This is a genomic window from Clostridium sp. CM037 (assembly GCF_055081095.1).
The window spans coordinates 1,364,472-1,390,202 of record NZ_CM143650.1 but is presented as its reverse complement, the minus strand read 5'-3'; the positions used below and the strand labels follow the sequence as shown (position 1 = coordinate 1,390,202).

The following is a 25,731-nucleotide window of genomic DNA, read 5'->3' as shown; positions in this document are numbered from 1 at the left end:
AATAAATAACAAGTCAAATAGGCTAGCATATTGACTTGTTATTTGTTTAAATGTATTTATAATAAACTTGCCTTTTTGTTTTTCAGTAATATATAAATCTGAAACCTTGTGGGTATTATTTTTTTATCATTTCTTTATTTTCACTCATAGGTTTACTAACATCATAATGGCCTTTGATAGTATCTACCTTTTTTCCGTCAACAAGAAATTGAACCTTTGTTATTCCTAATTCCTTATCTAAAACCAATGTGTTTATTATTGAAAATAAAGCCATTCCCTCACCTGCAGAGCCACCCTGCATTTTCTCACTTAAGTTACCTTTAAAATCAACATAAGCTATATGTTCTTTAATCTGCACATCTAGTACTTGTGCTCCAACAGGCAATGTTGCATACAATTTCCCTGCTCCTTCGCTCTTTGCACTAGGTCCTTTTACTAATTCCTCTACGATAGATTTAGCTGTAGGCTTTGTTATATTTCTTTTCTCTCCTACTAAGTACATAGCTTGATCATCACTAAAATACAACAGCACTTCACTACTTTTCACTTCTTCTTTAGGTTCTGATTTAGTTTCTTCTTTAGGTATTTCCTTAGTTCCTACTTTAGTAACTGCTTTTGGATCCTCTTTTTTTACCTCAGATTTCCCACAAGCGACCAATGTAAATATTACCACACTACATAATATTACTGAAACAATCCTCTTCATTTTTGTCACCTTCCTATTTACATCTCATGTAGCACACGCTACACGTATTGATTTTGCTTATTATATTAATCGTTGACAAAATATAAAAACATCTTAATTTTGTTAGCAATTATTTCTAATAATATCATAAATTATGATGTTATGTGGCAATCTTTTTTAAGAATTAAGTTTCTCTAATTGTACATACCATTTAGAATATGCATTTCCATATCCATCTCTATAAGTGCCTTTTGAATCCTTCACCATAACTATTGCTCTTTTATTTATTTTATAAATGAACCCACTATATTTTTTACCTGCATTCACAAAACTCACCTTTTGTCCTATTATTAAACCGTATTTTTGTGAAATTATCTCCTTTTGACTTGGCAATTGGTGATACACATCCGTATGGGCAAATAAGTTATTAACCATAGTTTTAAACCTAATTTTTTTGCAACTAGATTCTTTATAAATATGTAGTTCAATTAAATGGCATAATTCATGTTCTAATACTATTTGGAATGCCTCTAAGGAATCTTTTGTATTTATACCAGATACTATTTTGTCTCTGTCTACCTTATAATACTGAAAAAAGAATTTTATTCCCATCCTGATTTCATAACTTTCTTCTGCTTCCTGCAATAGTTTTATCTTTCTACTATACATAGTTTTTCCTGCAGCAGAAGTCATCCTAGTGGATAATGAAAATTTTAAGCTCCCTTTGAATCTTTTACTAAAGTAATCATAAAAAAATTCTTCATCATACAAATAGAATAAAATTTTCAAATCCTCATTTGACATGCATTGTATATTTCCATTTTTCACATTAATAGATCTTACTATAAATTTCTTTCTTATGCTATTTCTTTTTTCAATTATTTCTGACCTGCCATACTCTAAATCTTTTATATCTTCATTTATCATTACCTTACTTCCTTATTCTTAGGTAGATTCAAAAAAACAAGTAGTCAGTATATCTGACTGCTTATTTATTTCCATGTGCCTAACACTTAAAAACTCTAGTGAATTTTAAACAGTTTTTAAAATAGCGGTGTCAATTATAAAATTAAGTGTATCTTTAGGCTCATTAGAACTTTCCCTTAACCTATTAATAAATTCATCTTGCATTTGAATTACATCAACATTCTGCAATTCAAATTTTTCTTTGATTTCATTAATTTTCTTATCGATATTTTCTTTGTGAAAAGATAGTGCTATATTCTTTTTAATAGCCAATTTAAAAACTAACAATAAATTTAGGTATTCTTCTTTGTTTATTTCTAAATCATTCTTTCCTAATGCTCCATTTAAAAATTCTATAGATTTATTTAATTGATTAGTATACTTCTTAGTGTCTTCACTGCCTATGATAAATGCTAATATAGCTTTTACAGTGTATTTTATATTTTTTTCTAATTTATCTTCCACATTAATACCAAAAGCTCCGCTGGCAAATTGGTTCGACGCCAAAATCCTTAATAACTCATTTCTTTGGAAATTAGAATATTTATCATTGCCTTCTTTTAGTTTTAATAAATCTTTATAATAAAATGCTGTTGATTCAGAGTCTTCATCTAAACTTTCACAGGAAATGCCTAATTTTTTCGTTGTTATAACAGGTAAAATCTCTCTTATTCTTATTCCTATTATTGGATCTTCCATCTCTTCATAAAGAATAAAAGAAGTTTCTTTGAAAATTATACCAACTTTTTTAGAAATTTCAACAATTTTATTGCTCATTGCATCACGAAGTTCCCCTCGTTCATATTTGACTCTGTGTTGAAGAGATTCTATACGTTTTTTGTACCACATTTTTTCAATTAAATTCACATTTTCTTCTAGTTCAAGTTCATTAAGCATAATTATTCTTTGAATTCTATTGTTACCAACTTTTCCTTTTAAAGTTACAACCCCGCCCACTTCTCCTTTAATTTTAGCAAAAATTGAAAATGGTTCTTTATCATACATATATTCAATAGTTCTTGGGAATGTTGTTTCCACATTCATTTTACCCCAATCAATTTCAATGTCAGTAATTTGAGGATTTTTGATTCTATTAAATTGTCTAAGCACCTTATCTTCAATTCTCTCATCTGGGGAAATAACTTCTGCAGCACCATAGCTAATACGAGCTAATTTATTTATGAAATAACTGTTTACTGAAGTATCTATTCCAAAAGTAAATATTCGGCTTTCTTTAATGTTCTCTTCCACAAAATTCAATATCTCTTTTTCATTTTCAACCACATCATCTGTAAATAGGAATATTATATTTTCTTCTTTTTCACTTTCCCCAAGTAGTGCATATTTTATTGCATCAAAAATTGCTGCATCTTTTTCTGCTGTAAGTTCTTCAATCCACTTGCTAGCACTGCTTAAATTTTCTTCGTTAAACTCAACCCTCATCTCTTTAGAGAAGTAATTAAGCTTATCTCCAAACGCTGCAATATTAAAGGTATCTCCTAGTGTTAAATTTCTTAAACATAGTTGAAGCGCATTTTTACCTTCTATTAACTTATCTTCATCCATTGATATATCCAGCAGCAATATATAATTTTCTCCAGTCGGTTTTTGTTCTATTTCAATCTCTGGTATAAACCTTAAATATAAAATGCCCTTATCATCTCTCGGATAATCATATATCATTCCTGTAGTTTCTAATTTTTCTTGCTCTTCTAGTATTATTTCTAAATCTTGATCCATTTTTTGATTTTTTCCATCTAACGTTACTTTATATAAATTATTTTCTTCATATTCAACCTTGAGTTTATGCGAAGAACATTTAAATTTTAATTTTGTTAAGGATTCAACTAATAGGCTTAAAGTGAACTTATAATTTTCATTGGTGCTACTATCTTTATTAGATAGTAAACTATTATTAGTAGAAAGATTTATTGGAGTTATTATAGTTGGAATAATTAATTTTAAGTTTCTATTTTCATAACTAAGTTCTTCTATATAAGACACTTTAATTTTCACAACTTCATTAGGAATTATCTTGCCAATAAATATTCTAACTATATTATCTTTAAATTCTTCCAGCATAAAAGTGTTATTATCTTTTCCCTTAAGATTCTCGTATAGTTTATTTGCTTCTTCCTTATCTTGTATTAATCCCTTTATAGTCCTACCGCCAAGCACTGCTTCAAAACCAGATATAACGGCTCCATCTGGAATTGGGAAAGTATAAATTGCTTCTACATTATTGCTTCCTTTATTCTCATATACATGGTCAATAGTATACTCCGCAAATTCCCCACATAAATTTCCTCTTATATTAACTTCTTTTAAAATTATATTATTTTTCAATTCTTTTTTATGTTTATTTTTATTAATTGACATTGTATCCCTCCTGATTTTAATACCAAAAACTTCACAGAATTTTTAAAATATTATATATATATTTTATCATTAATTTCAAAATTAGTCTTTGAATTTTTGCAACAATTTTATTATTAAACGAAACTTCTAATAGTTCTATAGATTTTCGTCTTTTTTTTTTAACATCACCTGTTACGCTATAATACTGGCTTGTTATTTGTTTTTATGTGCATTATAATAAATAGGTATGTGCTATAAGAACATGCTATTAATTTAAGTTCTATTGAAAGGGGAGATTCTCTAATGAAAAATTGTATCGTAGCGCAATCAGGAGGTCCAACTTCCGTAATAAATGCTAGTGCTATAGGATTACTAGACGCAAATATGAATTCTCACTATTATGATAATGTTTATGCTGGTATATATGGAATACAAGGTATTTTAGACAACCACATTGTAAACCTATCCACCATTAACTATGATGATGTTAAAGGATTAAAATACACGCCTTCCTCTGGTCTTGGTTCTTGCAGATATAAATTAAAACCATTTGAAAAAAGCACCGAGGAATACATAAAACTCTTTGACATATTAGAAGAATATGAAATAAAAACATTCTTCTATATCGGGGGGAATGATTCACAAGATACTGTTCATAAATTTAGCGTTTACGCAACTGAGCATAATAAGGATGTAAAATTTATTGGCATTCCTAAAACAATAGATAATGATCTACCAATTATGGATCATACCCCAGGCTTTGGAAGCGCAGCTAAACTAATTGCCACTCAAGTTCTTGAAAACTTCCTAGATGCCGGTGTATATCCTACAAAAGGGGTTTTTATACTTGAAACTATGGGACGTGATACTGGGTGGCTCGCTGCTAGTGCTTGCCTTGCAACTATTAACGGTAACCCTGCTGCAGATTTTATATATCTACCAGAAGTAGCTTTTGATGTAGAGAAATTTTTGAAAGATGTCAGTAAAAAACTTACTGAAAAAAATCATGTTTTCGTAGTAGTATCTGAGGGCATCCGAACTAAAGAAGGTAAATTCTTAGGTGAAATGGGAGCAACATGCCTCGATAAATTTGGTCATGTTCAATTAGGTGGTGTTTGTGCCTACCTTAAGGATTTAATTTTAACTACGGGTACCGCTGAAAAAGTTAGAGTTTTAGAACTTTCTACAACTCAACGTTGTTCAATGCACTGTGCATCTCAAACAGATATTGATGAAGCATATGAAGTAGGAAAAGCCGCTGCTATTTATTCTATAGATGGAATAAGCGGAAATATGATAGGTATAAGAAGACTTTCAAACGATCCTTACACCTCTGCAACTTTTGCGCTCGATACTGTACATGTTGCAAATAACATTAAATACTTCCCTAAGGAATGGATAAATTCGGAAGGTAATAATGTTACGCGCGAGGCATACGAATACACCTTGCCATTAATAATGGGGGAACCAAAAATATCAATAGAAAATGGTCTTCCTAAATATACATTTTTAGAAGAATCCTTTAAATTTTAAAACAAAACCGTAACAATGTTAGTTTAATATTTCCTAAAGGTAATAAAAAAGGTAGATATTTTTGCTGTTGCAGAAATATCTACCTTTTTAGCTTTTAACTATCCTATGATAACGGGTTCTCGTTACCATATTTAAAATAAATTAATGAATTTAAAAATCTCTGGTATTTATTAATTTCAGAACTAACTTCGCGTCCTCTAAATATTACTATTGAAATAACTTCCCATAAAAATACCCAGCCGCCTATGTTAAATCCTTGTTGCAATGTTTCTAAGATTATGTTTTCACCAACTATTGTACCTAAAAAAATAGACATTGCTAGTAAACTAAATGATGAAACTAAATATTTGAATAACCTACTATAATTCCCCTTTAAAACTCTAATTTCTTGATGCAAATAAAAGGAATAATAAGTTTTAATACCTGCAATTAACAATTCTTCTCTGGTTACATCTTTTCCCTCTTTAGGTAAGTAGAAACATATATCTACTCCATGTTTAGCCGGAATATCTTCAAAACAGTTTTCAAGAAAAAGTGCTAAATCCGGATCCATATCTCTTTTTCTAAAAGGAGCACGATCCCATTCATTAAATATGTCAGTGTATTTATCTATAGCTACCTGTATAACATAATTTCCTGTACTAGTATTTTTCTCGTAAATTTTTTGAAGATAATCACTTTTTTTAGCTTTCATGGGTTTTTCCTTTCCTCTATTATTCATGTTCTGCAAAATGTTTTGCATATTATCAACCTTCCATAACCAATTCAGTTATGACTTATTATACAACTTTTATTCACAAGAGCCAAAGGTCGCCATTCTAGGTAGTTTAGCGATTACCTAAACTATTCGAGTAATCCTCTAGTTTTCATTAAAGTCCTTATGTTTAGACTGTCATTTGCAAATATTTGAAATTTTACAGTTAATTATAAAATTAAATTCAAGTACCAGTTTAAAATTTTATCGCCCCAAATTATCATTAAAAAAGCGGCTATTACAATAGATGGACCAAAGGGCATTTCTGCTCTACCATTCTTTTTCTTGAATCTCATTAAATAAACACCCATTATTCCCCCAATTATAAAAGAAAAGAACATCATCGCAATGGTTAGTTTAAACCCTAAAAACAAACCACAAAGCCCGCAAATCTCTGCATCTCCCCAACCCATACCCTCTGTCCCAAGAATAAGTTTTGACAATAATATAATAAAGGTAATTGTACCTGCTCCGAGTATCCCTCCATAAATGTATGTAACTATTGATTGTCCCATGTAGATATTCACTCCTAGCAAAACAATACCCATAGCAATAGCCAACCATGTTGTAGTGGTATATACTTCCATAGTATCATAATCTATCATAGCTATAACTATTAAAAAAGGTATAAGTATTAAATACCGTGCTAGATAAATACTGGCTCCATATTGAAAATAAGTTAATAAGAAAAATATAGCTGTTGTAAGTTCTACCAGTGCATATCTACTAGATATCTTCTCTCCGCAATTTCTACATTTGCCCCTTAAAAAAATCCAACTGAATACTGGTATAAGATCATAAGGTTTAATATCACTGCCACAAGAAGTACAGTGCGATGCGGGGTATGCTATATTTTCTCCTTTTGGAATTCTATATATACATACATTTAAAAAACTTCCTATTAATAATCCTAAGATAAAAATAATTATTCCGAAAATACTTTCCATAGGTAGACCTCCTTGAATTTGCTTTTATATTTAAATACAAAGAAGCATTTATATTAATCTATTGTAATATAAATTTTTAACTCTATTGTATTTATTTTCATTATAACTTTAACATATATATGCAAATAATAACATTCAAAATATAAGTTAATGATAATTAACTCCGCGAAATAAGATGTTTTAGGAGGATTACTTTACTATAAAGTTTTTTTCAATTATTAATGCAACGTAATCTTGTGAATGTAAAATAATTCAAAGTCCAAAGTCATTAAAACTTTGGACAAATAAATAAGACTACAGATATGCCTGTTATTTTGCGGGAGGATAAACTCCCTTTTGTTTAGGATACAACTGGGCGCCGCCAACTGTAACAAAAACATTGTCATTACCATCGATTTCAACAAAAAACTCACCATCAGTAACTGCCTTAACATCAGGCTCTACTTGAAGATAATCCGTTATTTCTTTGCCTAAATGACTTGGCTTAAAGTAAGTTGCTTTTGTTATGCCATCCTTAGCAATAAGAGTATTTGTGGCATCACCAATAACCTTTGCACTAGCTACATCAACTTTCGCTTTAGCATCCTTTTGTACCCCACTAAACTTAGGCACCGCAATTGCCGCTAAAATCCCAATAATTGAAATTACAATTATTAGTTCAATTAGGGTAAATCCTTTTTTCTTTTTAACATTTTTCATCATTCTTTGTTTCCCCTTTTGTTATCTTTTTATTTTAACTCCTTTTGAGAGCTAATAACTTTTAATTGAGTTGAGTTTTACATGTGAGACCCGCTTTATAGGACTCTGTATTTCTTCCATAAATAAGTAGCCAATTTATAGAAGAACTATAAACTGACTACCATGGTTGCATTTACAATGTTATCCTTATTTATTATTTATATACATATTTGTATGCATCAGTTTCTGCTCATATTAGTTAAGTAAAAGAAATCTAGATGCTATTAAAAAAATAGGAAAGCCATGGACTGCTATTTCAACCCATGGCTTTCCTACACTACATCAAATCCATATTTTTTATCAACTATTTTACAATTAAAGTCATACCTTATTAGCTTAAAAGACATATACAAGTCCCCTGAAGCTCCTAGTAAATTAATCAGGAATATTATACCCCCCAGCCAAATAGGTATCAATAATGTTATAATAGACAGTACTGTTAAAGGTGCCATAAGGATGATTAGAAATTTAGTGCGATCTATAGGTAGCTCAGATATTTCCTGGGTATATGCATAAATGCCTTTGAATCCATACCTAACTTTACCACCAAAAGCTAAAAATGCTAATCCATGTATACTCTCATGGGCAATTGATATAGGAATCATAAGAAGCAACACATATATGTAAAAATTAATGATTAAGTTTGACGTTGGGTAAAAAATAAAAGGTTTTAGAAAGAAATTATCTAGTATGTTATTTGCGCTACTCCCCAAGAGCTTTACGGTTATAAATGTTATTAAAATGCATATTACATGCGTTTTCCACGTAATTTAAAAAGACATGCCATCACCTCTTTTGAAAGTATTGACATGTCTTTAAATTGTTAAACTATTTTTATTATTTATTACTTTAATTATTTGCATAATATATAGTTGGTGTACTGGCACTAGGTAACACAACCGTACTTATGTTATCAAGTACAACTTCATATGTTACACTATAATTTTGTCCGTTAGCATTATTTGTTACTTTATACTTTAGCATCCCCTTATCCGTAGCAGTCAAAAAAGATAAATCTGTTAGCATATCACCTATGGTTATTTCACTGACTAAAGTTTCATCACTATTTTTCCTTACTTGCTTTACTAAGTGATTACCTGTGTATGCTAATACATAATAATTAACATTCACATTTTGTTCTTTAACAATTGTTTTGTCACTATTTATTATTTTAGCACTTCTAATATCTTTTTTAATATAATCTCCAACTAGTCTAACAACTTGTTGATTATTCATTTGTATATTAGTTTTTTTGAAATATCTATTTCCAAAATCTCCAATAGAAAAAATTAAAGCTATAGCCATTATCATTATTGGAATTGTTACAACCAATTCCAATAGTGTAAATCCCTTTTTATGAAAGCCCTTATTTTGATTCATTTAATATTACTCTCCTCTAATCGCTTCATCCAACGGAACAAAGGTAGATAGCGTTGTTTGGTTGTCACCACTTTTATCAAAAGTAAACACCGTACCTTTAATGCTTCCAGGTGTTAGTATTGTTATGCCCTCAGAATCTTTCAACGTCATTGTAATCATCTTGCTTGTTTGAACTACACCTGTAGTCGAATTACCTTTTATTGCATTCCCAATTATATTTTCAGCAGAAGAAACATTTATAGTCCTATTACCATTAACATGAATATTTTTTAAGCTACCTGTAATAACTGGTAAAAATGCAACTAATACTATTGAAATTATTGCAAGCGAAGCGATTTCTTCTACTAATGTAAACCCGCTTTGTTTTGAAACAGTTTTCATAAACTCACTTCCTAAAAATAATTATTTTTTTTATTTCCAATAGGAGATTTCGTATCTATCTGAATTAACAGATAAAGATGGCAGATTGCTAGGTAACTTTATTACAAATCCGCTATTAGTGACGGTAACTGTATTTCCAATAACAGCGCCTGTAATCTTTCCACTATTTAAAGTAATATCTGCATTAGGTGCATATAAAATTTGTGAACCTAAAAAGCTTCCACCATCAAAAAGAATGGATGTTCCTATGGAGGTTAAATTTCCTATAATTGCACCTGATCCAGTTAATATAATCTCCCCTGTGCCCCATGTTACAGAACCGTAAATATGAGTTTCAGCAGCCATAGTAAATGGAGTAGTATTATTACAATAAAATTGTAATTTGTTTTTATCTCCATTTGATTTTCCATCGCTGTTAACATATCCTTTTAGGTTAATACAATAGTCCACATATAGATTAACTTTATTACCTCCAGTAATTACAATTTTACCTTGTTTCATGTTTAAATTTTTTATTCTTATATTTCTATCCCCTGTACTTGTATTAATAGTTAGAGTAGTGTCATCTAATATTTCAATTTTTTCATAACATCCATCAGTGCTAATATTTACGCTACTAGCACCATTAATCGTAATATTACCCATATTTGCAAGACCATTTGGGAAGCTTGGCATAACTGGCGTTGGGTAATTTCCAACAACAGTGTTAGGTGAATTCTCTACGGGTACAAGTTTAATCCAATTTCCTTGCTTTTTTACTACTGCACCTTCTAATTCACCATTATTCCCAGTATTAGGAATTATAATTTTATGACCGCTAGTAATTACATTCTTATAATACTTAATTGAATTAGCAGCTATAGAGTTGGTCCCAATATCTCCATCCACACTACCGCCATTAAGAATAATACTACTATTAGCAAAAATAGCTGTTGTAATGATTGTAGGTGATATAGTATTTTTAAGAACAACTGTAACTGTATCTGTAATATATTTTGGACTTCCACCGGAATCTTTACCATTATTAACTTTACCTGTTGATTTAATTAGTAATTTTCCATCTGTTATAGTTGGTATTGTTATGTTGAAATTACCATTACCAAAAATAGTATTATCAGAATGGAGTGGCAGTTGAGATACCAATGTACTCACATCCTTACTGTTCATAGATTCTATATATTTAGCCGCAGCTTCCGCCCCCGCTCTTGCTATATAATATGCTTGTGTCTTTTTTTCTTGATTCCTTGCATTGTTAGCTTCCCAAACTACACTCGTTCCTAAAGCCGGACACAAGATAAGTAAAACACCAACTATAGCAATTACCAGTAATAAAGAAGATCCCTTATGCTTTTGTAACTTTATATTTCTGCTTCTAGACACTAATATCAAGCCCCTTAATTAAACAAATTACTTTTCCCAACATTATCATCCTTAAAATCATAGCTTGGTTTGTTTTTAATAGTACCTTCAGTAGAATAGTAGTTCAAAACAATAGTTGCTTGTGTCCCCTTGCTTTCTCCCTGTATTGAAGACATACTTATATCAACTATCTCAGCCAATCTACTATCCCCTTCTATGTCACTAATGAAACTTAAAACAGATGAATAATCACCGTTAATTATAACTGTTACTGGTACAAACATTAATTTATGATTAGTACTGTCAATAGAACTATCTACTTCATTGGTATTGGTATTGGCATTTGCAGTGATGTTTGCAGAATTATTCACACTACTTTTGGAAGAATAATTTACACTTTGCCCAAAGGCAACAGAAATTAGTTTAATTTTATTCTTAGTGGCAAAAGTATTTATGCTATAAGATATCTCAGGATTTCTTTCATTTTCAGGAAGCACCTTTACTGATTCATTATATATATTTTTAATATCTTCTAGCTTTTCAGTATTACTTATATTCGAACCATTAAATTTTTCAATCGAATCACATTCTATCTTTTTATCACTTATGCTTTGATTTACAATCTTTATTTTTTGGCTTATTGGTTTTAGAAAAAGATTGTAATATGGATACAAGATTACTAAAATGGTTCCTACTATAACCAGAAGTTTCTCTCTCTTACTAAAATTGCTCAATAAAATCACCTCAAAATTCTAAATGTGCACTCTCGGAAACTCTTAAGGTACTGCTAACTCTTGATTCATTTTGCTCAAAAATCAACTTCACCTCAAAAATTCGTGGTGCCTCATATTGTACGAATAACCTAGAAAATTTAAGCTATTCGTATTACTTTTAATCTTTTTTACTTAAACATTGTGAAATAAGACTTGACAGCTAGTAAAAATTCGCAAAATTAAATATGTATATTTTTTTACATTATTTCATTTGCGAGGAGTGTTTTTATGTTAACTGTTAAGGTTTCTCATTCTCAATATCAATATTTTCTTGAAACATTTTTAGAAAAATTCTATATTCAAACCAATCAACAAATCACTTTGTTTGAGCGTAGTTCACAAATAACTAAAATCTGGTCTACCGACCTAACCGGAATTGTCCCTCTAATAGAAAGTACTTACTCTAAATCTAATCAAGGGGCTCCGCCCAAAGATGCGGTAGCATTACTCAGGTCACTTATTATCATGGCTTATTGTAAAGAAACTAGTATATCATCTTGGGTAAAAACATTACGTTCAGACCCTTTCTATTCAATTTTATCTGGCTTTATACCCGCTTGCTATTCAGACTCTAAAGCCGAAGGCATACATGTTGACCGAATTCCTGGTGTAGGTACTTTTTATGATTTTATGGATAGGCTGATTCATAAGGATAAGATCCTTAATAAATCCAAACTGCGTAAAATTAAACGTAAACCACGTAAAAAACAAAAGAAAAACCAAAAGATGAATAACTCCAAGTCTGGTGTAGTTGACCGTTTAGTTAAAAGAATCTTAAAATATGATAATTCAAAGCTCCTTGACAGAAGCGAATCCAAAATGAACAACATACTTAAAGAATTATTTGTTATTCCTTCTTTATCAATGGGTATTTTGGGCGATCCTTCTAAACTAAATATTGCTGGCGACGGAACCTGTATGCCAACACAGGCTTCGCCTTACGGTAAAAAAGTTTGTGATTGCAAACTTAAACCAGGAGAACATTGTGACTGTTATCGAAAGTTTACCGACCCCAGTGCTAGCTGGGGTTGGGATAGCTTTAATGAACATTATTACTATGGTCATACCTATCACGGATTTACTGCCTGTGATAGCTTTTACAGCCTACCTATCCATATTAAATTTGTTAGCGCGGCACGCCATGATGCTGTTACTGGCGTTTATGCACTTAAAGAACTTGTGGATTTATATCCTGAAATTAAATTTCATTCTGTAGCCTTAGATTCTGCTTATGATGCTAATGCTTTTTATCTTTTATGCATGCATTATGGAATAAATCCTATTATTGATTTAAATTCACGTTCTTCAAAACCTTCATCAAATAGTGAATTTGTTAAACTTGATAAGAATGCTATTCCACACGGAACTGTTTGTGGACATCAGCTTCGTAATTGGGGAATTATTAGTAAACAATATAGACATAAATGGTTATTCCCAGTTCAATGTGAAAACTGTGAAAAATGTCCTATGAAAAGCAATAAATCTTATTACACTAAAACATTAGACAACCCAAGGTATTTCACTCCAATATTAAGAGGTTCAAAACAATGGAAATCTCTTTATAAAAGACGTTCAACTACTGAAAGATGTTGGGATAGAATAAATAACAATTTTCATGCTGAAGATGCAATTATTTATTCTGTTGGGTGTAGAATAACAAGGGTATTTCTTGGTGCATTTTGCTGTTTCATAGATGCTTGGGCATCAGAAAGATTAATAGCCCTTGCCGATATTTTCCCAACTCTTAAAAATATAGCTGCGTAATTTAAAATAAATTTCAATTCAATAACCAGCCTACGGCTTTTTTAAAATAGTGTATAAAAAAGTCTTTTTGTCATGTCCGTAATTAATTCAAATATAACTTTTCATTCAAATAAGCACTTTTAATACTTAAATATGGAAATTGTTAATTATTGTTTTCCGACTATACTACTAAATATATCTATTCACTTATCTCTATAGTAAATATATACCCTTTTGTCTTAATATCAGGGTTATTTATGTTACCAATTTTAGCTATTGGATACTCAACTGACATTTGAAGGTTTGCAGCAAAAGTACTAATTGAAGCATAATTTGTTGAAGCTCCACCTATCATTATTGTTCCCTTTGAATAATTAATATCTGTAAGTGATACATCAACCGGAATATATTTTTCAAGATTTTTAATTTTGTTTGTGACACTTACCTTTTGCTTTATTAATAACTCTACTTCATTATTATATAAGTTATAGTTTTTGATATCTGACAAAATCTTTTTGTTTTCTTGAACTACTTCGTAATTGTCAGCAATTTCAGTTTTAAAATCCGATTCATCTGAAATAAGCTTCTTCAAATAAAGCTTGGGAACATATACAATTGTAAAGAGTATTGCAAGAACTATAATTCCCATGGAAATATAGTTCTTGACTTTTAATTTCCTCTCTCTTTTAACCTTTAGTTCGTAGGGTATTAAATTTAATTCAGACATGAGTTACTCCTTTCTAAGTAAAAGACCTAGGGTGCCAATAAAATGTTTTATATTGCAATCAGTAGGAATTATTGTCTTCACTCCAATACTTTTAGCATCATCTAAAATATATACAGAGCAGTTAAAATAATTACTAACGTATTCACTTAAACCATTAATTACACAACCTCCGCCAATTAAATATATACTATCCAAATTACCCTTAGTTTTACCTATTGTAAAGAAAGTGACTATTTTTTCTAAAGCTAATAAAACATTATTAAAAAGTGCTTTTATTCTGCCTTCAAGTTCATTATCATCTTTATTTTCTATAAAATTAATATTTTTTTCTAAATATTCAAATGCACTAATGTGCTCAATGTTTTCTTTTTTAATAATTTCCTTGAGTATATTATTTATACCAAATGGAATTTCTCTTTCAATAAAAAGTTTTCCTTTATCTAATATTATTATATTGGTATTGTTACTACCAATATCTATAACTCCAATATTCTCTAATGAAGTACTCTTTTTTGAAGCATCTTTAAACACTCTACGTGTACAGTTAGAAGAAATATCTATTGCTACAATCTCTAAATTTAACATTCTAGAAATTTTAACTAATTGGTTGATTTTTTCTTTAGGTACAGCCGAAATTAAAAGTCTTAATGCTTTTTTTTCTGTGGTATCTATTTTCTCTATAATTTCATAATCGATAGTGTATTCGCTTATATCTCTTGGGAGATACTGATCCATTTCCCATTCAAGTGAAGTTTTTATTCCTCTATCATCCATTATTGGCATTTCTATATGTCTTGATATAACCTCTTGTCCATGGATAGTAAAGGCAATCTCCTTTGTTCTAATGTTATTCTTCTTTAAAAACACTCCAAGTGAATCCTTGATTTCTTCAAGATTCACTATTTTATCATCTTTAATGCTACCCTCTGAGGTTTTTATAGTTTCAAATAACTTAACTTGTTTTTTATTACCTATCATTATTTTCATATTGGTAGAACCTAAGTCTAAAGCAATTCTATCCTTTTCAAACACTTAATTCACCTCATGTTTAGTAATAAAATTTCATTCAATAATAAGCTTAACCAAAGCATTGAATAACCTTGATTAAGCTAAAAACCTTAAATAATTAGTTAGATGTTACCATTCCATTACTATCAAGAATTATATGATCTTTGCCAGCAGCTGCAATCACCTTTAATTGTGCTAATGTTGTGACCTCAGCAAATTCACTAGGTTTTACCTCTATAACTTTTCCAGTTCCAGTTCCTATAATTGCATCTAATCCAAGTTTAAAAGTACCTGTATCTGCAATTTGTGCAGTTTCATGATCAGCATTGTAGGCTGCTGCTGCATTCACTATAATTTTAGCATCCGATATAGCCTTAGCTTTCTTAGCACTGTCAGAATAGCCTGTAATTTTTGGCACCAAAATAGCACCTAGTATAGCAAGTATTGCTATAACTGCAATAAGTTCGATAAGTGTAAATCCTTTTTTCTTCTTTTTAATAATCGTTTCAATCATTTTATAATTCCTCCCTTTTCATATAATATTTATATTCATCAAAGTATTAGCTTTGATAATTATCAAATTTAGACCCTTTAGACCCCTACTGCATCATACATGCCAAAGATAGGTAGTATTATTGATACCACTATAAATCCGACTACCATTGCTAATCCTATTATTATAAGGGGTTCTATTAAAGCAGTCATTTGTGCTGTAGCGTTCGCTACCTCATCATCATAAAAATCAGCCGTTTTCTTTAAGACCTCATCAATATTACCAGATTCTTCACCTATTTTGATCATTTGAGTAAGCATCAGTGGAAAGATTTCCCTAGTTGACAAAGCATCACCAAGACCTATCCCTTTTTTAACTTCTTCTTTAATAGAAAAAAGTATATCACTAATTGTCCTACTATTAAGGACCTTCGCGCAGGTTTCTAAACTTTCAATCATTGGTACTCCACTAGATAAAAGTATTCCAAATGTTCTAGCAAATCTAGCTGTTACAATCTTTAAATATAGCTTCCCAAATATAGGCATTTTCATAGTATATCTATCATTTCTCAATTTTCTCTTACCCTTATTGCCCAAAATTTTAAACAATAGAAAAGTAAATAACATAATTAAAGTTACAGCTATTATATTTTCTCTAAAAAAATTACTGATGCCCATAACAATTTTAGTAGGAAGTGGAATTTTTCCTCCTGCGTCTATAATCATATTTGTAAATGTAGGCACCACAAAGATTACAATCCCAGTTACAACAATAAATGAAAAAATAACAATAACCTTTGGATATGTTATGGCCTGCTTTATTTTTTGCTGAAGTTTATGCTCATTCTCATAATACTTAGCTAATGTTCCCAAAATTGTGTCCAAATTCCCGCTAGTTTCTCCAACCTCAACCATATTTACTAGCATATCTGGAATATCTTTGTGTTCTCTAAGGGATATTGAAAAAGTTTTACCCTTTTGTATCTCTTCGCTCACAACATATAAAACTTTTTTAAGCTTTGGATTTTCTGTCTGTTCTTTAACTATATCTACAGCCTTAACTATACTGATTCCCGCAGAAACTATAACTGAAAACTGTCTGCAAAATATTGATATATCCTTTGTACTAACCATTTTAAGAGAGCTTAAATCTACATTTAAGGATTTCTTATATTCTTTTATTCTAACAGGATAATAGCTTTTTTCTCTAAGCATCATAGTTACAGCTCTTTCATTTGAGGCCTCCATTTTACCTTTTAATGAAACACCTTGAACATTTTTTGCCTCATATACGAAAACTGGCACTCGTACACCCCCTTTATAGTTAGCACGACTGCTAACTATCCTTTGAAAAAGCTATTTTTATTAATTCATCTATTGTAGTTTCACCACTATAAACCAACTCCTCACAGGACTTTTTAAGGGTTTTCATTCCATTTCTAATGCTTATATCTTTAATTTGATCTATGCTTTTGTTAAGTAGAATGCTTTCCCTTATTTCTCTAGTAATTTCCATAATCTCATAGACACCTGTTCTGCCCGAAAACCCACTGTTATTACAGTAAGTACAACCCTCGCCCTTATAAAGCTTTAGCTTCTCTTGCTCTTCTAATCCTAATATTGTTTTTTCATAACTACTAGCTTCAAAAGAAGTTTTACAGTGCTTACATATCCTTCGCACAAGTCTTTGTGAAATAACTCCACTTACCGAAGTTGCCACTAGGTATGGTTCTATTCCCATGTCCGAAAGTCTTACTACTGCTGAGGCTGCATCGTTGGTATGAATAGTGCTTAAAACTAAATGTCCTGTAATAGCGGACCTAATCGCTATTTCCGCTGTTTCACTATCTCTGATTTCACCTATCATTATTATATCTGGGTCTTGTCTTAAAATAGATCTAAGGCCTGACGCAAAGGTTAGTCCCGCCTTAATATTCACATTAACTTGATTTATATCATCTATTAAGTATTCTACTGGATCTTCTACAGTTATAATATTAGTATTTTCCTTATTCAAATCACTTAAAATACTATATAACGTGGTAGACTTACCACTTCCTGTAGGCCCTGTTACTAAAACAATACCGTAAGGGCTTTTAATTATACCTTCTACCTTTTCTAAGTCATCTTTACTTAATCCTAGTTGTTTCTTAGATTTAAGAAAGTTTTCTCTGTCAAGCACTCTAATAACCACTTTCTCTCCATAAACCGTAGGAAGAATAGATACACGAAGATCGTAATCTTTTTTCTCTATATTCATTAGTATTCTTCCATCTTGAGGAAGTCTTTTCTCTGCTATATTCATGTTACCAAGTATTTTTATTCTTGTTACCAATGCAGCTAAGGTTTCCTTGGGAGACTTCAATACTTCATGAAGCTCACCATCGATTCTATATCTAACCCTAACATACTCATCAAAGGGTTCTATGTGAATGTCACTAGCCCTGCTTTTTACTGCATTTTTAACTAGAGAATCTACAAGCCTTACCGCAGGAGCATTCTTAATGTTTTCAAGACTATCAGATTCCTCCACGCTAAGTCCCTTTATATCACTTTGAGTTTGAGATTTTACTAGTTCATTTGCTGCCTTTTGAACATATTGCGACGAGTAATATCTATCTATAGACCTTTTAATGGCTGTTTGAGTTGTAATTAAAGGTTCTACCTCATAACCTGATGATATGCCCACATCATCGATTGCAAATACATTTAATGGGTCTGCCATAGCAACTTTGATTTTATTGTCTTCTATATCTATAGGAATCAAATTGTATCTAAGAGCTAGACTTTCAGATATACATTTAACTGCTTCCATATTTACAACAGTTCTTTCTAAATCTACTCTCATAATTCCTAGTTGTATTTCAAGTACATCTATTATTACATCTTCCGTTAAAATATTGTCCTCTATAAGTTGTTCTCCAAGTCTTTTCCCAGATATTCTTTGTTTTTTCAAAACTGATCTCAACTGTTCTTCAGTTATTTTCTTGGTTTTAACAAGTATATATCCTAATTTCTGTTTATTTTGAAGACTCATATTTCCCCACTCCTAATCATGTTTTCACTGTTATTAAATTTCTCATTAATAGCTTCATAACACATTATATAATATTTAGTACGCTAAATTTAAATACCCCTTTGACAGTATATGTACTCATATCAAAAATATTTACGGATTTTTTATTTTTTTTAAATCCAATCACAATACCCGCCATCAGTGCATTCCTTATTTTGCAAATTATACGCATAGTTTTTTATGAATATTCAACATAATTATAAAGAAAACGTTAATTTTGCGGGATAAATTAATATCCCTATATCTCCTTTTCATAAATATACTTTATTAATTAATATGTTCATCATTTAGAAATGGGTTTTAAAAAAATCTTACAATAATATTAATTATTATTGTAAGATTTTTATTTCCGCTATTATTCGACAATAAGCTTTATAAATGCATGCTTATTATAGTCAAACAATCCTCGAGTAGTAATTTTAACTTCAGGTATTACTGGAAGCGCCATAAAAGATAAGCTTACAAAAGGGTCATATTCCTCTCGTACTCCAAAGCCTCTGGCAATTCTACTAAGCCTATTTAGGTGCTCTGACACCATATATGGGGACTCAAAGGTCATTAGCCCCGCAATTGGCAAGCTTAGCTGAGCAATAACTTTCCCCTCAGACACCATAGCTATACCTCCACCAATCGAAACAAGAGTATTAACTGCCACCTCCATGTCCTTATCATTATCTCCAATGACTATAAGGTTGTGAGAATCATGGACTATTGTTTGTGCTATGGAGCAATGCTTTAATCCTAATCCTTCTATAAATCCAATAAAATGCTTACCTGTATTATGATGTCTTTCAATTACTGCTATTTTTAATACATCTCTTTCTGCCACTCTCTTTATATAACCAAGTTCACTTTCTGTTTTCCTCTGCACCAATTTAGTTCGCAAGGAATTCGGAATTAATTTTATCACATTTACAGCTTTAGCATTACTTTTAACTTTGAAAATTTCACTATCTATAAAATCCATATGCATGGACGATTTTATTTTTAAGTCTACATGTTTTGTGCCCGGTAATTCTTTATACTCTTTACCATTTTTTATAACTTTCATTATATTTACGCCCTTTAAGTCTTCAAATAGCACTAAATCTGCTTTATATCCTGGTGCTATAGCTCCTCTATCCAACAAACCATAACATTTAGCTGCATTAAATGAGGCCATTATAAACGCATTTATAGGATTAATTCCCTGCTTTATAGAAATTCTAATACAGTTATCTATGGAGCCACTCTCTAGTAAATCGTCTACATGTCTATCATCCGTGCAAAATAAAAATCTTCCGAAGTTATTCTTGGTAACAGCGGGAAGAATGTCCTTTAAATTTCTTGCAGCTGATCCTTCTCGCAGCATTACGTACATTCCCCTACTAACTTTTAGTAAGGCTTCTTTGGCATTTTCGCTTTCATGATCTGTTCTTACACCGCAGCTTAAGTATGCATTTAACTCCCTAGGCGATATATTAGGACAGTGACCATCTATATGTTTGTGCTTTGCTATATCTATTTTTTTTAATATATTTTCATCCTTATTTGTAACTGCGGTCACATCCATTACTTCACCGAGACCTAAAACTAGCTTATTATTGATTAATTTCTCAAAATTATTAGCATTAAGAACGAATCCACTATCCTCAAAGTTTGTTGCCGGAACACAAGAAGGTAGCATAAAAAAAACATCTATAGGTGCTTTTTTACTATTATTTATCATAAAGTGAATACCGTTCATTCCTTCTACATTAGCTATTTCATGTGGATCTGCTATTATTGTAGTTACACCTTTTTTAATTATCACCTCCGCAAACTGCTTGGGCATAATCATGGAGGATTCTATGTGTACATGCGAATCAATGAATCCCGGCGAAACATATAAATCTGAGCAATCAATTTCAGCGATTCCATCGTATTCACCAATTCCTATAATAGTATCGCCTAGTATAGCAATATCCCCTCTATCTATATTTTCAGTAAACACATTTATAAAATTCGCATTCTTTAGCACTAAATCTGCTTTAACCCTTCCCATCGCTGCATCAATGTTTCTCCGAGTCTGCTCCATATGCTTCCCTCCTCTAATAATTTTAAAACACCCTTCTATTAAATTATTATGGAAATGCTTACAGTATTCCTCATTACTAAGTTAATCCAAAATTTTTTAGCAATCGAGTAGGAGCTAAATAATTAGTTTATTTAGCGACCTCTCACACCACCGTGCATACCGTTCGGTACACGGCGGTTCAATAAGAATTAATGTTTTAATAAATATGTCTCAGATATAGAAACTAATCCTATATTTTTAAGGTATTTATTGGTCAATGTTTTGTTTAATATAGGGCTATTGGATGTTCTCCAATAGCTCTTCCTTGTGTTTGTATATTGCCAGGCTTTATTCTTGTTCAAGCCTAATTTAACAAGGTTTTTATATTTGGTTTTAATCTTTTTCCATTGTTTCCAAAAACACATTCTAATCCTTCGCCTTAACCATTCATCAAGTGTTTTGAGAATGCTTTTAATATCTGCGATAGCAAAATAATTTACCCATCCAACTATCACTTGCTTAAGTTTCATAAATCTATATTCCATGCTCATCGCATTACTTCTTGAAGTTAATTCCTTTAGCTTTGCTTTGAATTTACTTATAGGTTTTTGAGGAACTCTCATTCTGTATTCACCTTTTGCTCGGTAAAACGAAAATCCTAAAAATTTAAGTTTCCAAGATCTATCTACTGTACTCTTTTCTTTATTCACTTTAAGCTTTAATTTTTCCTCAATAAATCTTGTAATACTCTTCATTACTCTATTTGCTGATTTCTCACTTTTAACATATATATTAGCATCATCAGCATACCTACAAAAGTTTAGTCCTCGCTTTGTTAGTTCTACATCAAGTTCATGTAACATTACGTTACTCAATAATGGGGACAAGGGTCCACCTTGAGGTGCTCCTTCTTCAGTATTCATAAATACCCCATTTATCATCACTCCACTTTGTAGATACTTTCGTATCAGAGAGATTACTCTACTATCTTTAATATCTTCCGATAGTATCCTTATTAATTTATCGTGATTTATCGTATCAAAGTATTTAGAAAGGTCTATATTTACTGTCCATGTATGTCCAGCATTAATATATCCCCTACATTTTTCAACAGCTTGCTTTGCACTTCTTAAAGGTCTAAAACCATAGCTATTATCTGAAAATTTGTTTTCATATATTGGTATTAGAACTTGTGAGATTGCTTGTTGAACAACTCTATCTACTACAGTAGGTATTCCAAGTAGTCTTATTCCCCCATCAGGTTTGGGTATTTCCACCCTTCTTACTGCTTGAGGTCTATATCTGTTTTCCAGTAATGATTGCCTTAATTCTTGTCCATGCTCTTTTAGGTGTTGTAGAAGTTCATCTACCGTCAACCCATCAATACCATGACTTCCTTTATTTGCTTTTACTCTTTTATATGCTTTATTCATATTATCTCTCGACGATACTTGTTCGAGTAAATCATTACCGTATCTATTCACATCGTTTCTTCCTTCTTCTGACATAGGAGAAATACTATGCACTTCTACGTTACCTTTAAGTTCCACTTTATTCTCTCGTAGAGAGCCTTCTTTATGAAGTTGTCTGCTTTCATCATATTTCTTCGTATCTTTCAAAATTTCAAAACCTCCTATTGTTCAGTCCTTCCCACGCTAACGCGTTTAGCATGGTACTATGACGTCTGCTGACTTCTGATAGTTCAGCCATACATCACTGTATAGTTTGTTATTTCTAAATTCATATCCACAACTTACCTATCAGATCTCCCCGGGTAAGAACGCAATCTTTCACTCCATCTATCTGCTACATTTACATCGCCTGTTTCGAATAGTTTTGGGCTTCATTTTGTATTGCAAACTTACCCACAAGCATATGCCTTATATGTAGTTTCTGTTCGTCAGACCAGAGTTTCGCCGCCGACTTCCTTCAAATTCCACCTCGCGGTGGACACCCTTGTCTTAAGCTATGCACTTGGCACTATTAACCCGTGCTAGGGACTTTCACCCATTAGATTGCGCCCATGCCGGGCGCACAAGAACAAAATCTCCCTACGGTCGAGTATTAAAGTGATGCTCCACAAATAGTGTGGCATCACCTCTTAATTATCATATCTGAACCACATTCTATACACAAAACAATAGGACTACCACTTTTCTTGTCATATTCTTCAGGCGTATAACATTCAAACGCAACAAAGTCAGGCACTTCTTCTTCAAACCCACATTTTTTACATTTAAAAAGTATCATTTTATCACGTTCTTGTGGTCGAAATGGTATGCTATCCTCATTCACTTTACCTTTAAAAATTCTTTTAATACGTTCCCATATCATATATATACCCATACTTTCTATGCCATATTTGCCACAATTCCATTAGCTGGCCGCATTTTAAACACTTTCTCGGATCTTTGGAAAAATTAATAATCATTAATTCTCTATAAGTCATTTTTCTTGTTTCCTTTTTCCAATTTATTTTTAGTGTGAACTGAATTGCCTTAAGACCACTTTTTATGTATTGCAAAAGACCAAAACACTTCCGAACTTTTACACTTATACTGCCTGAATATACTCCGTATAGTCTAACCATCTTGAAATATTTAGGGGTAATATGCATTAATAATCTACCTACGAATACTTGCGCTGTAACTGTTTCTTCTACTCTCTCATTGGTTTCATGACTCTTATACCAAAACGTTACATTTTTCTCATCATAACTAAGTATTCTATATTCTGCTATCGCAGGCCTTGCTAAGTATCTGCCTATATATCTTGCTGCACCTCTTGCACTTTTCATTCTTGATTTTGCATTTATATAGAATCCATCAGGATAATCTTTAAACATTTTTAAGTATTCTGCGTTCTTCTCTGGCTTTTTACTTATCATATAATTTATTAATTTAAACTGCCAAACTTTTCTGAAATATTTGTAGTCAAGGTATTCCATCTCCTTAACTTCATTGCCTTTTGTTTTTATTTCTGGAACCAATGCATGGACATGTGGATTAAAACCTACATTCCTTCCAAATGTATGCACTACTCCTATCATTCCACTTTGCCAAAGTACTCCTCCTTTTTTACCCCTTTTCTTTTTCTGATACTCTTCTCTATTTTTATAGTTTACACCATTCGCAAACTCGTTTATAGCCTCATATACCATGTCTTGTAAATCTTTTAAGCACTCCCTATTCCAGTAAAAATAATTCCTATATTCAGCTGGTATTGTGAATACACAATGTCTATGCGGTACATCTAAAATCTTGTTTACTTGTTTTTCTACCCATTCACTTATGTACTTTTTCCCACATTTACTGCAAAATCTACTTTTGCATGTAAACCCTATTTTAAATACTTCTAAACATTTTAAGCATATATACGCAACAAAACCTAATGAAATATCTCCACATCCTATCATTTTCATTACTTCGATATTCATATGTTCTCTCATCTTTTCAGGATACTTTTCTTTATTCAATTTCCAAAACTCTGGATAATTATCTTCAAATATTTGTTTTATAGTAATCTTATTTATTTTCATGATTTAATCATCTCATATTTATCTGATTTTTTCTATCTATTTTTTAGCTAGAATGTTATCCACAGCGGTTTCCGCAAGCTGTTTCCTATATAATAAAAAAACACAGCTATTGCTGTGCTATGCTTTCCTCAGTTTTTAACTGTATTTTATTGTACCAATCAACATATATATAAAATAAACTAACAACATCTTGTTGATTATATAATAATATTTTTTCTTTTTTTTCTTTAGGCATTCTATTTATATAGTCAGCATCTTTTACTATTTTACCAAAGGTTTTAGCTAAATTAGAGCCACTAATTACCTCACTTTCGCGATCAATCTCAAATATCTTTTCTAGAGCTTTAAGCCCAATACATGTTCCTTCAGCTTTTTCATAACATTTCTGCAAATCTACTTCGCCAAAATACCCTTCTAGTATAAAATCTATTTTATGAGCTTTTAACAAATAGTTTATAACTGTAAAATCATTATTCCCTGAAAATGTAACGATGAATTTTTTATTATACTTCATCTTCATTTCTTCAAAATAATTTTTAGCTAAAGATAATATTTCTATAGCATCTTTTTTATTTTCCGCCATATATTGGGTAACCTTTAACTCATTTGAAATTTCATCATAATAGCAGCACCCAAAAACTCCTATACATATGGGCTTTTTATAAATGTAATGTTCTAAATCAAAAAACAATGCATCTTTAAAGAGTTGCTTATTTCCGTCTATAGTAAGGGCCCCTTCCACTGAAATTTCCCCTACCTTAATACTACTAAGTTTTGTAATCACAATATCACTCTTTTCTACTAAGTTTTTACTAAGTTTTCTAAAAAGCAAAACCGTAAATTTGCACATGTCTAATTTAAACCTCTGCTCTATTTATATGTTATCACATTTCCACTATTTTATAAAATCATTTTTAAAATTTAATGATTTTTCTTGTTACTCCATATTGACACTAATAGATAAACATGTTAAAATTACAATTGAGAATTGTTTTCATTAAGGAGTGATTATTATAAGTATTTACGATTTAAAGCCAGGAGATAAAGCGCTCATTGACTCCGTTTGCGGGGATGATAAATTTGCTAAAAGATTACTCGCATTAGGCTTCATAGAAGGTACTGAAGTTAAATTAGTAGCTACTGCACCTCTAGGGGATCCTATAATTATAAATTTACGCGGTTTCAATTTAGCCATTAGAAAAAATGACGCTAAAAATATATCTATAAAAATTGCATAA

The 25,731-nt window shown here is 31.1% G+C and carries 24 protein-coding genes; 3 read left to right on the top strand and 21 right to left on the bottom strand.

Going from position 1 to position 25,731, the window contains the following annotated elements:
• Nucleotides 1-115: 115 nt before the first annotated feature.
• The 3 genes from ACWJKP_RS06460 to ACWJKP_RS06450 form a co-directional block, all read right to left on the bottom strand.
• A complete protein-coding gene (locus ACWJKP_RS06460) occupies nucleotides 116-706 on the bottom strand; it encodes a GerMN domain-containing protein (RefSeq protein WP_165411980.1) in 591 nt (196 codons plus the stop codon).
• A gap of 156 nt (nucleotides 707-862) precedes the next feature.
• The gene (locus ACWJKP_RS06455; protein ID WP_165411981.1) at nucleotides 863-1,612 is read right to left on the bottom strand and encodes a hypothetical protein; all 750 of its coding nucleotides are present in this window, start codon (nucleotides 1,610-1,612) and stop codon (nucleotides 863-865) included.
• Nucleotides 1,613-1,717: 105 nt separating this feature from the next.
• Complete coding sequence (locus ACWJKP_RS06450) at nucleotides 1,718-4,030, bottom strand: VIT and vWA domain-containing protein (RefSeq protein ID WP_462961452.1); 2,313 nt, start codon at nucleotides 4,028-4,030, stop codon at nucleotides 1,718-1,720.
• Nucleotides 4,031-4,312: 282 nt separating this feature from the next.
• Between ACWJKP_RS06450 and ACWJKP_RS06445 the strand changes: the two genes are divergently transcribed.
• Nucleotides 4,313-5,542: a 6-phosphofructokinase gene (locus tag ACWJKP_RS06445; RefSeq protein WP_165411983.1), complete on the top strand. Its 1,230-nt coding sequence runs from the start codon at nucleotides 4,313-4,315 to the stop codon at nucleotides 5,540-5,542.
• A 103-nt stretch (nucleotides 5,543-5,645) separates the two neighbouring features.
• On the opposite strand, the gene ACWJKP_RS06440 is transcribed toward ACWJKP_RS06445, so the two are convergent.
• From ACWJKP_RS06440 to ACWJKP_RS06405, 8 genes are all read right to left on the bottom strand, one after another.
• Nucleotides 5,646-6,284 carry a hypothetical protein gene (locus tag ACWJKP_RS06440; protein WP_165411984.1) on the bottom strand — a complete coding sequence of 213 codons (639 nt, stop codon included), beginning with the start codon at nucleotides 6,282-6,284 and terminating at the stop codon, nucleotides 5,646-5,648.
• 182 nt (nucleotides 6,285-6,466) lie between these two features.
• Nucleotides 6,467-7,243: a prepilin peptidase gene (locus ACWJKP_RS06435; RefSeq protein WP_165411985.1), complete on the bottom strand. Its 777-nt coding sequence runs from the start codon at nucleotides 7,241-7,243 to the stop codon at nucleotides 6,467-6,469.
• A 309-nt stretch (nucleotides 7,244-7,552) separates the two neighbouring features.
• The gene (locus tag ACWJKP_RS06430) at nucleotides 7,553-7,945 is read right to left on the bottom strand and encodes a prepilin-type N-terminal cleavage/methylation domain-containing protein (protein ID WP_290441233.1); all 393 of its coding nucleotides are present in this window, start codon (nucleotides 7,943-7,945) and stop codon (nucleotides 7,553-7,555) included.
• A 308-nt stretch (nucleotides 7,946-8,253) separates the two neighbouring features.
• Nucleotides 8,254-8,586: a DUF3267 domain-containing protein gene (locus ACWJKP_RS06425; RefSeq protein WP_165411986.1), complete on the bottom strand. Its 333-nt coding sequence runs from the start codon at nucleotides 8,584-8,586 to the stop codon at nucleotides 8,254-8,256.
• Nucleotides 8,587-8,830: 244 nt separating this feature from the next.
• Nucleotides 8,831-9,361, bottom strand: coding sequence for a PulJ/GspJ family protein (locus ACWJKP_RS06420; protein WP_165411987.1), 531 nt, complete (start codon nucleotides 9,359-9,361; stop codon nucleotides 8,831-8,833).
• A gap of 6 nt (nucleotides 9,362-9,367) precedes the next feature.
• Nucleotides 9,368-9,742, bottom strand: coding sequence for a type II secretion system protein (locus tag ACWJKP_RS06415; protein WP_165411988.1), 375 nt, complete (start codon nucleotides 9,740-9,742; stop codon nucleotides 9,368-9,370).
• 30 nt (nucleotides 9,743-9,772) lie between these two features.
• Nucleotides 9,773-11,122: a DUF7305 domain-containing protein gene (locus ACWJKP_RS06410; protein ID WP_165411989.1), complete on the bottom strand. Its 1,350-nt coding sequence runs from the start codon at nucleotides 11,120-11,122 to the stop codon at nucleotides 9,773-9,775.
• A gap of 14 nt (nucleotides 11,123-11,136) precedes the next feature.
• A complete protein-coding gene (locus ACWJKP_RS06405) occupies nucleotides 11,137-11,835 on the bottom strand; it encodes a hypothetical protein (RefSeq protein ID WP_165411990.1) in 699 nt (232 codons plus the stop codon).
• A gap of 267 nt (nucleotides 11,836-12,102) precedes the next feature.
• On the opposite strand from ACWJKP_RS06405, the gene ACWJKP_RS06400 reads away from it, so the two are divergent.
• Complete coding sequence (locus ACWJKP_RS06400; protein ID WP_224578784.1) at nucleotides 12,103-13,638, top strand: transposase; 1,536 nt, start codon at nucleotides 12,103-12,105, stop codon at nucleotides 13,636-13,638.
• Between the two features lie 178 nt (nucleotides 13,639-13,816).
• Here ACWJKP_RS06400 and ACWJKP_RS06395 read toward each other — a convergent pair whose 3' ends face one another.
• The 10 genes from ACWJKP_RS06395 to ACWJKP_RS06350 all read right to left on the bottom strand — a co-directional run bounded on the left by ACWJKP_RS06395 (nucleotide 13,817) and on the right by ACWJKP_RS06350 (nucleotide 25,277).
• Complete coding sequence (locus ACWJKP_RS06395) at nucleotides 13,817-14,344, bottom strand: PilN domain-containing protein (protein WP_165411991.1); 528 nt, start codon at nucleotides 14,342-14,344, stop codon at nucleotides 13,817-13,819.
• A 3-nt stretch (nucleotides 14,345-14,347) separates the two neighbouring features.
• On the bottom strand, nucleotides 14,348-15,376 hold the full coding sequence (gene pilM / locus ACWJKP_RS06390) for a type IV pilus assembly protein PilM (RefSeq protein WP_165411992.1): 1,029 nt from the start codon (nucleotides 15,374-15,376) through the stop codon (nucleotides 14,348-14,350).
• 94 nt (nucleotides 15,377-15,470) lie between these two features.
• Nucleotides 15,471-15,866, bottom strand: coding sequence for a type II secretion system protein (locus ACWJKP_RS06385; protein WP_165411993.1), 396 nt, complete (start codon nucleotides 15,864-15,866; stop codon nucleotides 15,471-15,473).
• Between the two features lie 77 nt (nucleotides 15,867-15,943).
• A complete protein-coding gene (locus ACWJKP_RS06380; RefSeq protein WP_165411994.1) occupies nucleotides 15,944-17,149 on the bottom strand; it encodes a type II secretion system F family protein in 1,206 nt (401 codons plus the stop codon).
• 31 nt (nucleotides 17,150-17,180) lie between these two features.
• Complete coding sequence (locus ACWJKP_RS06375) at nucleotides 17,181-18,881, bottom strand: GspE/PulE family protein (protein ID WP_165411995.1); 1,701 nt, start codon at nucleotides 18,879-18,881, stop codon at nucleotides 17,181-17,183.
• A 394-nt stretch (nucleotides 18,882-19,275) separates the two neighbouring features.
• Entirely contained in the window at nucleotides 19,276-20,976 is a 1,701-nt protein-coding gene (gene ade / locus ACWJKP_RS06370; protein WP_165411996.1) for an adenine deaminase, read from the bottom strand.
• 188 nt (nucleotides 20,977-21,164) lie between these two features.
• Nucleotides 21,165-22,574, bottom strand: a complete 1,410-nt coding sequence (gene ltrA, locus ACWJKP_RS06365; protein ID WP_224578726.1) for a group II intron reverse transcriptase/maturase — start codon at nucleotides 22,572-22,574, stop codon at nucleotides 21,165-21,167.
• Between the two features lie 475 nt (nucleotides 22,575-23,049).
• Nucleotides 23,050-23,289, bottom strand: a complete 240-nt coding sequence (locus tag ACWJKP_RS06360; RefSeq protein WP_165415064.1) for a hypothetical protein — start codon at nucleotides 23,287-23,289, stop codon at nucleotides 23,050-23,052.
• A complete protein-coding gene (locus ACWJKP_RS06355; protein ID WP_165415065.1) occupies nucleotides 23,270-24,493 on the bottom strand; it encodes an IS91 family transposase in 1,224 nt (407 codons plus the stop codon). Before ACWJKP_RS06355 ends, ACWJKP_RS06360 begins: the two co-directional genes overlap by 20 nt.
• A 106-nt stretch (nucleotides 24,494-24,599) precedes the next feature.
• Nucleotides 24,600-25,277: a ribonuclease H-like domain-containing protein gene (locus ACWJKP_RS06350; protein ID WP_462961677.1), complete on the bottom strand. Its 678-nt coding sequence runs from the start codon at nucleotides 25,275-25,277 to the stop codon at nucleotides 24,600-24,602.
• Between the two features lie 229 nt (nucleotides 25,278-25,506).
• On the opposite strand from ACWJKP_RS06350, the gene ACWJKP_RS06345 reads away from it, so the two are divergent.
• Entirely contained in the window at nucleotides 25,507-25,731 is a 225-nt protein-coding gene (locus tag ACWJKP_RS06345) for a FeoA family protein (protein WP_165414912.1), read from the top strand.